Below are 12,671 nucleotides of genomic sequence, written 5' to 3'. Positions count from 1 at the left end.
GGAGCACATGTGGAATTACTCCAGATACCCAACCAGGAAGTTGGGGGGTTAACTTACCACCATCTGATGGGAACTCGTATGTGGGTTTTGTGAATGGTGGAGCCAATTGGCTAGAAGGAGCCTCTCAACAGTTAAGTGGAAATATGCAAGCTGGAGTACCATATCAATTCACAATAGATATGGCCATTACAACATCCAATGGAGGAGGAATTAACCCAGGGCCATCTAGTCTTAATATATATGGTGCTACAGGAATTTGTGCAACTACAGAATTATTATGGTCTTCACCTGTCGTTACAAATACCAATTGGCAAACATTTACTGTAAATTTTACTCCTACTCAAAACTTTACACATATCTATTTTAGAATCAATCAGGGTTCCCCCAATTTATCTTATATCATGTTAGACAACATCACACCGATATTTGCACAGGAGCCCAATATCTTTATCACCTCTCATTTAGATGGTGATAATGAAAACTGTGCCTTTAATATTGCAGGTACTGTTACCCACGCTATTACCGATTCGGTTGTCTTAACAGGAAATTTTGCTGAGTCACCATTAACTGCTAACCTTAACAACCTTAATTGGGATGGGACATTAACTTTTAATGGTGGCGGAAACCAAACGGTAACAGCTACTGCTTTTTACATTGACCCTGTAACTCAATCCTCTTCTTGTGTATATGCTGCAGTAGACCTAATCGTAAACTCTCCTACAGCTAGTTTTTCATTCAACAACACCTGTCAAGATGAGACTGTAGCATTTACAGATGCTTCAACTCCCTATGGAACGACAACACTGACTTCTTGGAATTGGGATTTTGGAGACGGCAATACTTCTACTACACCTTCTCCTACTCATACCTATACTACCCCAGGAACAAAAAATGTCTCGCTAAGTATTGTCTCAAGTGATGGTTGTGTAGCTACATTAACACAAACCATTGATATTTATGCATTACCTGTTACTAGTTTCAGCGCTAATGATACTTGTTTAGGAGACCTTACAAGTTTCACTAATCAAACAACCATTTCAATTGGTACTATTGCTGCTTGGGCATGGGATTTCGGTGATGGCAACACCTCTACAAACCAAGATGACGTGCATACATACAGCGCTGACGGCGTTTATCAAGTTAGCCTAACTGCAACGAGTGATAATAACTGTATTATATCGACAACACAACAAATCGAAGTTTTTGCAGAACCACTTGCTGCTTATTCGTTTACTGATGACTGCTTGTATGAAGCGGTTAACTTTATTGATAACTCATCCATCAATACAGGGCAAATTATTAACTGGGATTGGGATTTTGGCGATGGAAATACGAGTACCGACACTTCTCCTAACTACACTTATACAACTGACGGAACTTATACCGTAACTCAAATTATTACCAGTGCTCATGGTTGTGACGATACCTTGAGTCAAACGATTACCAGATTCCCTGTTCCTGCACCAAGTTTTACTGCAAATCCTGAGTGTTTATATACTCCTATTACTTTTGTTAATACCTCAACAATTAATGCTCCTGATAATATTTCTGGATGGATATGGAATTTTGGGGATGGAAGTGTATTGAGTTCAGAACAGGCCCCAACACATGTTTACCCGTCTGAAGGAGATTATCATGTTACCTTAATTGCCAGTTCAAACAATGGCTGTGTAGCGACTTTCGATGATACCATCACTGTTCATCCGGTTCCTGTTGCATCTTTTAGTGCTACTGAGGTTTGTGAAAATGAACCTCCTACTCAATTCACCAATGAATCTACAATTACTTCAGGGAGTATTCTAACAACTACTTGGGATTTTGGTGATGGAAACTTATCAAGTTTACCCAATCCTGTAAATTACTATTCACAAGCTGGAATATACACCACCCAGCTTATCGTAATCTCTAATTTTGGATGTGAAGATACCATCGAAAACCCAATAACAGTGTTAGAAAAACCAACGGTAGAATTTTCAAGTGACCTTTTAGAAGGCTGTTCTCCTTTATGTATTAATTTGAATGATTTAAGTACGACAAACAATTCTAGTATGATTGCTTGGGATTGGAATTTTGGAAATAATACCACCAGTAATACCTCTACCCCCCAAGTTTGCTTTGAAAATAACAGCAATGAAAATGATACAACTTTTAATATTGAACTAACAGTAACAAATGATTTAGGTTGTTCAGAAACCTTATTAAAAGAAAATTTCATTACTGTTTTTCATAACCCTATCGCTAGTTTTGAAGCTAGCCCACCAAGTACTAATATGTATTTATCGAATATTGAGTTTAACAATAACTCTATTGGGGCCGATAATTATGAATGGGATTTTGGTGATCATGAAACAAGTAATTTATTTGAGCTATCACACACCTATCAAGACACTGGTAAATATACAGTGACTTTAATTGCTAGTACAATCAACAATTGTATTGACACTAGCGAACTAGTTATTGCCATTGATGCCGTTACAAGTATATACGTTCCTAACGCTTTTACCCCCAATGGAGATGGTGACAATGATATCTTTAATGTTGTAGGTTATAATCTACAACAAGCAGAACTTTCTATTTTTGATAAATGGGGAACCTTAATTTATTTTACAGATGATCTCACTAGAGGCTGGGATGGAGAACATAAAACTGTTCCTGCCAAAACAGATACCTATATATGGAAGCTTACTGTAATTGATGGTTTTGGAGCAACACATCACTACAAGGGACATGTGATATTGTTGAGATAAACTACTATCTTTATATTTTAAAATTAAACCTATGGACTTTATACCAGCTCAAATAGATGAATTTTCAGAAGCGCATACAACTCCTGAAAATGAGTTATTATATGATTTGAATCGCCAAACTCATCTACAAGTTATGATCCCCAGAATGCTTTCTGGGCATATGCAAGGTCGAATTTTGAGTCTCTTTAGTCATATGGCAACCCCTAAAAATATTTTAGAAATAGGAACTTATACCGGTTATAGTGCTTTATGCTTAGCTGAGGGTATGCAGAAAGGAGGAAAGCTCATAACGATTGATAAAAACGAAGAGTTAGAAGATTTTACGCAATCTTACTTTGATAAAAGTGAATACAAAGAACAAATTGATTTCAGAATTGGAAATGCAATGGAAATAATCCCCGATTTAGATTTAGAATTTGATCTCATTTTTATTGATGCTGATAAAATAAATTACTCCAATTACTTTGATTTAGTCATTGATAAAACGACGAAAGGAGGATACATTATCGCTGATAACGTTTTATGGAGTGGTAAAGTCGCTGAACCTATCGCTCCTAATGATAAAGACACACAAGCAATGGTTGACTATTGTAAAAAAATACAAGATGATGAACGTGTTGAAAACATACTTATGCCAGTTAGGGATGGTTTAATGATTGCTAGAAAATTATAAAGGGGATGAAAAACGGTTTACTATTACTTGCTATATTGCTTATTCAATTCAGTTCAATTGCACAGCTCCAATGTAGTCATAAGAATCATAAACATCATTTAGTCAAATCATCTACTACAGACAATTTGAGAAGTGACACAATAGACATCCTTCATTATTCAGTTGACTTAGCCATTACAAATTTTAGTAACCAAGCTATTTCTGGTGCTTGCACCATTGATTTTGTTGCTTTGCAAAACAACATTAACTCATTAAGTTTAGACCTGTTGAGGCTAACTGTAGATTCTATTCAACAGCACAATCAAAACCTTTCTTTTAATTATAACGACAGCTTAATTCTCGTTCAGTTAAATAACGTTTTAAATCAAAATGACACGAGTCAACTCACTGTTTTTTATCATGGCTCTCCTCAGGGAGATCCTAGTGGTTGGGGAGGTTGGTATTTCTCTGGAAACTACGCTTATAATCTAGGGGTTGGATTTCAAGACAATCCACATAATTACGGTAGGGTTTGGCATCCATGTTTTGATAACTTTGTTGAACGCGCAACTTATACCTTTACGATAAAAACTGACACCTCTAAATCTGTTCATTGTAGTGGTTTATTAACCAATGAAGCGATTAACTCTTCGATTAAAACAACGACGTTCGAAATGAACCAAGCCATACCGACTTACTTGGCAGGCATTGCTGTTGGAAATTATACTCATATCTATCAAAATTACTCCAGTCAACTATCAAACACCACTATTCCCATCATGCTATCAGCGCAAGCCAATGATACCACCAACCTTAAAAACTCTTTTGTGAATTTGAATCAAGCAATGGCCGCTTTTGAAAATGGTTATGGTCCTTATTTTTGGGATAAAGTTGGTTACTCTTTAGTTCCTTTTAATGCTGGTGCTATGGAACATGCTACGAATATTGCTTATCCTATTTATGCCGCTAATGGTAATTTAGCAAATGAAACTTTGATGGCGCACGAACTTTCTCATCATTGGTGGGGAAATTTAGTCACCTGTAGAACAGCCGAAGACATGTGGATAAATGAAGGAATGGCCGCATACTCTGAGCGTTTATTTTTAGAACATGTTTATGGCTATGACTCTTATATTAGCAGTATTCGAGAAAATCACAAAGAAGTATTGCATCATGCACATATCAATGATGATGGGTTTAGAGCCATTCATGGTGTTCCTCATGAATATACTTATGGGGATCATTCTTACAATAAAGGCGCTGATGTTGCACATACATTGCGTAGTTATATGGGGGACTCTATTTTCTTTGCTACGTTAACAGCTTTTTTAGATGCTAACAAATTTAAAGATGTAGACGCCTATGATTTAAGAGACTTTATTAATACTCATAGTACAATTAACGTTACTGACTTTTTTAATGATTGGGTCTTTAATCCTGGATTTCCTCATTTTAGCATAGATTCTATTGAGACAACATATAATGGTACAAATTATGACAATACTGTTTATGTTAAACAAAAGCTAAGAGCAGCTCCACACTTATATCAAAACGTTCCGCTTGAAATTACTTTTAAGAATCATAATTGGGCTGAAGAAAGCTTTTCTTTTCTAATGAATGGAGCTCAAAACACTTTTCAATTCACAACATCCTTTGTCCCTACTCTTTCTTTTTTAAATGGCAAAGATCAAATTAGTCAAGCTGTAACTTCGGAAACACAAACTTTAAGCTCTACTGGTGTTAAAGATTTTAGTCACGCCTTTTTTAGAACTACAATTCAAAACATTAGTGACTCTGCTTACATAAAAGTAGAGCACAATTGGGTAGCACCAGACCACTTCAAAGATGGTAGCCAAGGATTTATTTATGATATTTCTACTGAACGTTATTGGAACATTACAGGTATTTTACCTTCAACTTTTGATGCCACTATCCGATTACAATACAATGGAAGAAATAATAACTCGGGAAACTTAGACAATCTACTGACTTCAAGTGCTGGCTTCAATGAAGATAGTTTAGTTTTATTCTACAGACCCAATACCAAAGAAGATTGGCAAGTGATGACTAATTGTACATTCAATAGTCAAGGTTCTAAAACAGATGGTTATGGTCGGGTCGATATTCATGAATTTAAGTTGGGACAATATACTTTTGGATGGAAACGTGGAGCAGTAGATATTAAGGAACAAACTAATGCTGGTAATCATTTTGATGTCTTTCCATCTCTTGCTACAAATATTGTTTCTCTTAAGGCTTCTCCAACAATAAATTCTTATGCAGTAGTGGATTTATTAGGAAAGGTAATTGTAAAAAAAGATCTTTTTGAAGTTGCAACTCTTCATGTAGAAAATTGGCCTAAGGGCGTTTATCTAATCATCTTTTATAACGATAATGAAGCTGTTGGAAAAAAAGAATTTATAAAACAATAATTATCACAACTTATTCATATAAGAAGATAATCGCTCTCCTTTTTCTAACTCTATTTTTTTGGTCAATCTGTTTTTACCTTTTTTAACTGCAGCCTCAGATACAAATAATAAATCTGAAATTTCTTTATTAGATAAATTTAGTTTGACTAATGCTGATAATCGTGTATCATTTTTAGTCAAAGGTTCTTTTGCTATTTGATTTAACTTTGAGAAAAAACCTGTGTGTAATAATTCAAATTCAACCAAAAACTCACTCCATTCGTTTTTAGTATGGAGTTTGTCTAATAAACGTTTAGTTTTTTCCCCACTTTCAACATTTTCATTGATATCTTCTTTCAGCCTATTAATTAAATTATTTTTCTCCAAAATCATATGCTGAGAATGCTTTAAACGTCCCATTAATTCTCTCCTAGTTGCTTCAGAAAGTTTTACTTTCATATCAGAAACAATTAAACGTCTTTTCTTTGTTGTATACCTATAGTATAGTACACCAAAAACAATCAACACGATTAATAATATTATAACCATAATAAAACGCTCATTTTTTGATTTTAAATTTATAGCAATTAAGGCTGATTTTAATTGTTTATTCTTTTCTTCTTTTAACTCTACATCATACTTTATAGTAAGCTCCTCAATATTCTTTTGGACCTCCAAGCTCTTAATCGAGTCTTTCATTTTATAGCATAAGGCTTGTGCTTCATAAGCTTTTAAATAGTTATTGTCTTTAATATAAATTGATTGCAATAATTCTGCTGAATTCTTAATCAAAGAAATATTATTTAGACTATCAGCAATGCTTTTTGCATCCAAAGCATAACGCAATGCTTCAGCTGTATTATCAATATTGAGGTATAGCATAGCAAACTGTAATTTTAAATTACAGACACTAAAAACACCTATTGATTCTAATGGGATTTTTTTCAATATTACTAAAGCACTATCATAATTCTTTTTCTCAATATATACTTGCCCTAGAGCTCTAAATGTCTGCTGTAACATAAACACATCTTGGTAGGCATTAGCAAAATGATTAGCTTCCGTAAAAAAATATAAAGAAGAGTCTAAATCTAAATTATAATAGGCTTTTCCCATTAACCAATTTGTCCTAATTAGCATCGAAGTATCTTTATGTGCTTCACCAATTTTCATAGCTTCTCTGTTCGTAACAATAGCTAAATCAATTTTATCTGTTAGGGAATACACATTTGCTATCTGAAACATTATTTTAGAATACATACTTGGCGCTATATTCTTTAAATCTGTTTGATTTGCTTTTTGAAAATAGTATAAAGATGTATCATACATACTATACTTATCAGCATAAACTTGAGCCATTTTCACATAGATTCTCGCCAATTCTTTTTGATCTTCTTCTGTTATTTTTCCACTTTGAAAGTTTTTAAGTTTTTCTCTTTGATTTATTAAAATACTATCTTCTTGTACTTCATTATTGCTACTCATCCCTATAAATGGGAGTAAAATTATAGTACTTAAAATCACAAACCTCATACTTCTCTATTCTTAAGTTTTGGTCAAAGATAACATCAATTATGCCACTCAGAAGTAAGCACAATAAAAGAAGGGGGACAAAAAGGTGACATTTGATACTTTCTTTGCAGAATGGGTATCACAGTCTACCTAACGTCATTAGCAAATCACAAAATACCATTCATCTTTGCTGGAAATTATTAAATAACAAAATCATGAAAAAAATTATTTTTTATTCAGTAGCGATTGCTGCAATTTCAATGACTTCATGCGCAAAGGAGTATGATTGTAAATGTGAAGTAGAACACAAACAGTCAGGGCAAGGCTTCAATGATAGCTATAAATTTGAAAAAGAAATTACAATCAAAGCGAAAGAAAAATCAGCTGATGATGCTTGTGGAGATTTAAGTTATACAGAGTCTAGAACAGATGCTGCAAACTATAAACAAGAAATTATCCAAAAATGTGATTTGAAATAACTATTTAGACTAAAGTTCAAATTTATTAGAACTTTAGTTATGTATCTTTTTACAATTTAAACAGTTCAACAAATACAAAAAAACTAAAGACTTTAAAATTAATTGACCTCAGTTAATTACAGAAAAGACCTTTTAAGTGCTACTTAAAAGGTCTTTTTATTTTTTCTATAAAAACCCATACAGATTTGAGGTTTGTTAAACTTCTGTTTAACATGGTTGAGAACGCAGTCTTAGGTCTGTAATCCGACTGACAATCTATAAAGAAAGGTCGGCACGCCATAGCTAAAACAATTAATTCCCAATAAAAAGGATTGTTAAGTTTAAAAAACTGTACTGTATGGGCAGCTTTCGCCTAGAATTAAAACGAACCTCTTTGGGTGTTAATTCATACTGTAAAAATACTACATTTGTGTTACATTCGCTTTATTTCTATGAAAATAATTCTTAACAATGTTACTCCAGCTGCTTTTAAAGTGGAAGACCTAACCCAATCTGAGGTTTGGAACTCTGATTTAGAACTAACGAATAACCAATCTTATTTTGTTTCATCTAACTCTGGGAAAGGGAAAAGTACGCTTCTAAACTATTTATTTGGTTTACGAAACGACTATACAGGGCTAATTACCATGGATGGAATAAATATTGCTGATTTAACAATAAATGATTGGGCAACAATAAGACGTTGTCGATTAGCTTATTTGCCACAAGATTTAAAACTAATTCAACACCTAAGTGTTTGGGATAACTTATTAATCAAAAATAGACTAACGCAGCATTATACAACCGATGAAATTAAATCCCTAATAGCTCAATTCCATCTTACTGATCATATCAATAAACCTATTCACCAACTATCTATTGGTCAACAACAACGTATAGCTTTAATACGTACTATTTTACAACCATTTGAGCTTTTATTATTGGATGAACCTTTTAGTCATATCGATGATGAAAACATCAAAATAGCTTTAAACATTATTGACAATGCCTGTAAAAGAGAAGGAGCATCTTATCTTTTAGCAACATTAGGATATGCTTATGGTATAACAGGAAATAAAACTCTTCAATTATGATTAATAAGGCCTTTCAACCATCTAAAAATAGAAGTACGCTCATACTTTCTAGTATTGGCACTGTAATTGGTTTATGCCTTTTATTAATAGCCATTCAAGTATATACTGATATCAATACTGCTATTCAGCAAAATAATGATGATCAATATCTTGTCCTAAAAAAGAAGATTTCGACTTTTAATACCTTAGGAATGGGGGCTTCCAATTTTACCACTAAAAATATAGAAGAACTTCGTAAGCAAAGCTTTGTTACAGACCTTGCTCCTTTTAAGAGTGGTTCAGGTTTTGAAGTTATGGTTGTAATGAGCTTTGAAGGTGGAAACTTCCCCCCTTTTTCAACTTTAGCATTTTTTGAATCTATTCCCAATCGCTTTATTGATGTTGATACCAAAGACTGGGGATGGGAAAAAGGAACCGAAGAGGTTCCTATAATTTTACCCAATACATTTTTAGATGCTTATAATTATGGTATAGCGCCTTCTATGGGAGCACCTCAAGCTAGTAAATCATTAATAGGCAGTGTACGCTTTAAACTAAAAATCAGAGGTCATCAAAAAGATGTAACGTATTATGGAAGAGTTGTTAACTTTTCTGATCGAGTGAATTCTATTCTGGTTCCTGATAGTTTTCTAAACTACTTAAATCAAGAAGTTGGTAATCAAATAGAAAAGGATCCATCTAGATTGATTATTGCTACACCTAACAAAGCTGATCCTAGTATAAAAGCTTTTCTTAAACAACAGAATTATGAGACCAATACCGAACAATTAAAAGAAAGCTTAATCCAACAAGTCACAAGTTCTCTTTTCTATTTTTTAATGGCGATAGGTCTAATTATCGTATTTCTTGCCGTTGTTATTTTTATTCTTTATACGCAGGTTATCATTAACAAATCTCAAGAGGAAATTAAAGTGCTGTTACTCTTGGGGTATACATGGCAACAGATTAGTCAAACACTCTTAAAATTATTTATCAAGGTATATGGGATCATTATTATAATTTCCTTATCTATTGTCTTTTTATTTAAATACTTATTTGCCTATTGGTTATTAAATAAAATTGACTTACAAGTTCCTAATTCAATTGCAACAATTACCTTTGTAACTGGTTTGGCATTTATCTTGCTATTCTTACTAATAAATTACATCAGCATTAGCCGTTCAATTAAGAGTTTAGCAAAAAAGTAATTGTAAAATTATGTTAAAAAAACTTAAGCTAAGCATCTAAATAAAATATTTAACGTCAGAAAAAGACATAAAATTTAACTATTCATGAAAAATTTAATTGTATTACTTTTAATTGGTTTAGGTTTTAGTATCAACGCCCAATATAACCTTAAGTTTAAAATAGATGGTTTAAAGGACACAACTGTTTATTTAGCTAAGTATTTAGGAAATCGTTTATACTACGCTGATACTACGGAAGCAAAAAATGGTGTAGCTCAATTTAAAAAGGAGCATTATGATGGAGGTGTTTATGCAGTGATCTGTCCTGGGCCAAAATATTTTGAATTTATCATGGCCGATAAAGATGTCGAAATTGAAACTTCGATGGATGACTTTGTAAAAAACATGAAAATTATAAAGTCTAAAGAAAATAAAATCTTTTACGATTATATTCGCTTTATTAATTTAAAAAAGCCAGAAGCTAAGTTACTTTCACAAGCTAAAGCAAAACTAGATCCTAAAAAAGATAAAAAGAAAATTGCTGAATTAGATCAACAAGGAAAAGCTTTAGATGCTGAAGTAAAGAATTACCAAAAGCAATTAGCTACAGAACATAAAGACTTATTGATTGGACGTATATTAAATATGTCTATTGATCCTGAAATCCCAGTCGAGATCAAAGAAAATGATACCTTAAGGTATAAGTATTATAAACAACATTTTTGGGACAATATCATGTTAGAAGATGAAAGGTTGGTTCATTCTCCAGTTTTTCACAATAAGTTAGAATTCTTTTTCCAAAAAATGTTATTGCAACAGCCTGATACCATTTGTGAAAATGCACATCAAATCATCAACAGAATAAAAGAAGGTACAGATATGTTTAAATATGTTGTACACTATGTTACTTATAATTACGAAACCTCTAAAATCATGGGAATGGATGCTGTTTTCGTTTGTATGGCTGATACTTACTACTGTCCTCCTGAAGCAACAAAAGCATTTTGGATAGAGGATGAGAAGTTAGTTGAATTGTGTGAGCGTAAGGAAGCTTTAAAGCCATTATTAGTGAACAAAGTTGCTCCTAATATTAGACTTGCTGATACTTCTGAGAAGAAATGGATAAACTTACACAAGGATGTAAACAATAAGTATATAGGATTAGTTTTTTGGGCTGATGACTGTGGACATTGTAAAAAAGAAATGCCAAAAATTAAAGAATTGTATGACGAATTAAAAGCTAAAGGAGTAGACATTGAAATTGTTGCTGTAGGAACAAGTTTAGAAAACGATGGCTGGAGAAAAGTAATAAAAGATAAAAAATTAAATTGGATTAATATCTCTGATTTCCCTGGTGCGAATAAAACTCCTGAAAAGTATATTTTTGAACAACAAGTAACTGATTTACAAAGTTTAAATTTTAGAAAAACATATGATATATTTAGTACTCCTCAAATCTATTTATTGAATCAAGATAAAGTAATTCTAGCTAAAAAATTAGATGCTTTAAATTTGGCAAAAATGATGGAAATTAAAGAGAAATTGGATGAATTAGACTTTTCTAAGAAAGAAACAAAAGCAAGAGCTGAAGAAGAGCGTAAGAAAAAAGAACGTGAAGAGAAAGCTGCTGCTTCTAAAGCGAATTCAAAACAATAACTAAGTCTACATATAATACTATATAAAAGGTCTCTTAATGAGGCCTTTTTTATTGTATAATAAATTCCTTTGGAGCAAGCATGATATAAATGACATATACACTTCCTATCCCCAAAAACCAGACTCCCAAAGTCAAGATAATAGTCTGGGCTTCATAGCCTAACTCTTTAAAGCTTTTTCCACCCTCTAAGGCATTATCTATATCTTTATTTATTGTTTCAACCTTGGCTTTTCTTTTCTCTGTAATTGCTGTTATACTCTCTATACTCTTTTTCACATCAAATATAAAAGTAATTATAAAGAAGATGAGAACTGATACATTCATATTTGAGGATTTAATGAACAGCACTGTTTCTCCTAGAATAGGATAGTTTATAGCGACAAACAACAAAACAAAGAAAAGCGTACCTCCCGTACCAAAAGTATCCCAGGCTGATTTTCCATTTATTCCTTCAGTAAAAAGAAAGAGGTAGATAATTCCAAAAAGTTGAGCACCAACTTCACTCAATAAAATAGATATTGAAAATTCTTGTAATGTTATGTCTCCCAATGCTACTTTAGCTCCAAAAAAAATTAAGTTCGCAATAGATAGTAAACTCCATCTAAGAGATGCTAAATCTTTAAATCTAGCCATTGAAAAGGTGATGTGAATAATATAGCCTAACCAACAGACAAAATAAATATGAGGGGAGAAATAATTGTTTAATGAGACCAGATAAGCAGCTGCTATTAAGGGGGTAATGATATTTAGTCCCAGATCTATGGAGGTGATTACTTTTGTCATTTTAAGCTAAAAATGGAAAGTAACTAAAACTATTTTACTAGAGCAAAGTTTTCATCAAAAAAAAGCCTTTACAAATAGTTTTGTAAAGGCTTTTCAAAAACCGGCAACGACATACTCTCCCAGATTTTACTCTAGTACCATCTGCGCTAATGGGCTTAACTTCTCTGTTCGGAATGGGAAGAGGTGGACTC

At 32.9% G+C, this 12,671-nt stretch carries 9 protein-coding genes and 1 rRNA gene; 7 read left to right on the top strand and 3 right to left on the bottom strand.

The features are described 5' to 3' along the window. The first annotated feature begins 401 nt into the window (after positions 1-401). Genes N4A35_07190 through N4A35_07180 form a run of 3 tightly spaced genes read left to right on the top strand, consistent with a single transcriptional unit; the run spans position 402 to position 5,831 of the window. Positions 402-2,747 carry a PKD domain-containing protein gene (locus tag N4A35_07190; GenBank protein ID MCT4581186.1) on the top strand — a complete coding sequence of 782 codons (2,346 nt, stop codon included), beginning with the start codon at positions 402-404 and terminating at the stop codon, positions 2,745-2,747. A gap of 31 nt (positions 2,748-2,778) precedes the next feature. Further along, positions 2,779-3,420 (top strand): O-methyltransferase, encoded by a 642-nt coding sequence (locus N4A35_07185; protein MCT4581185.1) that lies wholly within the window; start codon positions 2,779-2,781, stop codon positions 3,418-3,420. Between the two features lie 5 nt (positions 3,421-3,425). Then, positions 3,426-5,831, top strand: a complete 2,406-nt coding sequence (locus N4A35_07180) for a M1 family aminopeptidase (protein MCT4581184.1) — start codon at positions 3,426-3,428, stop codon at positions 5,829-5,831. Positions 5,832-5,834: 3 nt separating this feature from the next. On the opposite strand, the gene N4A35_07175 is transcribed toward N4A35_07180, so the two are convergent. After that, positions 5,835-7,343: a hypothetical protein gene (locus N4A35_07175; GenBank protein ID MCT4581183.1), complete on the bottom strand. Its 1,509-nt coding sequence runs from the start codon at positions 7,341-7,343 to the stop codon at positions 5,835-5,837. A gap of 194 nt (positions 7,344-7,537) precedes the next feature. Between N4A35_07175 and N4A35_07170 the strand changes: the two genes are divergently transcribed. The 4 genes from N4A35_07170 (at position 7,538) to N4A35_07155 (ending at position 11,696) form a co-directional block, all read left to right on the top strand. After that, a complete protein-coding gene (locus N4A35_07170; GenBank protein ID MCT4581182.1) occupies positions 7,538-7,801 on the top strand; it encodes a hypothetical protein in 264 nt (87 codons plus the stop codon). A gap of 431 nt (positions 7,802-8,232) precedes the next feature. Beyond that, positions 8,233-8,874, top strand: coding sequence for an ATP-binding cassette domain-containing protein (locus tag N4A35_07165; GenBank protein ID MCT4581181.1), 642 nt, complete (start codon positions 8,233-8,235; stop codon positions 8,872-8,874). Beyond that, the gene (locus N4A35_07160; GenBank protein ID MCT4581180.1) at positions 8,871-10,061 is read left to right on the top strand and encodes a hypothetical protein; all 1,191 of its coding nucleotides are present in this window, start codon (positions 8,871-8,873) and stop codon (positions 10,059-10,061) included. Before N4A35_07165 ends, N4A35_07160 begins: the two co-directional genes overlap by 4 nt. 84 nt (positions 10,062-10,145) lie before the next feature. After that, positions 10,146-11,696 carry a DUF5106 domain-containing protein gene (locus N4A35_07155; GenBank protein ID MCT4581179.1) on the top strand — a complete coding sequence of 517 codons (1,551 nt, stop codon included), beginning with the start codon at positions 10,146-10,148 and terminating at the stop codon, positions 11,694-11,696. Between the two features lie 49 nt (positions 11,697-11,745). Here the strand turns inward: N4A35_07155 and N4A35_07150 are convergent, their stop codons facing one another. Then, positions 11,746-12,480 carry a hypothetical protein gene (locus tag N4A35_07150; GenBank protein MCT4581178.1) on the bottom strand — a complete coding sequence of 245 codons (735 nt, stop codon included), beginning with the start codon at positions 12,478-12,480 and terminating at the stop codon, positions 11,746-11,748. Positions 12,481-12,578: 98 nt separating this feature from the next. Continuing rightward, a 5S ribosomal RNA gene (rrf, locus tag N4A35_07145) occupies positions 12,579-12,671 on the bottom strand; the annotation flags it as partial.

The sequence above is a fragment of the Flavobacteriales bacterium genome, assembly GCA_025210295.1.
Classification (GTDB): domain Bacteria; phylum Bacteroidota; class Bacteroidia; order Flavobacteriales_D; family Parvicellaceae; genus S010-51.
The sequence above is the reverse complement of the archived record's forward strand: the minus strand, read 5'-3'. Positions and strand labels throughout refer to the sequence as shown.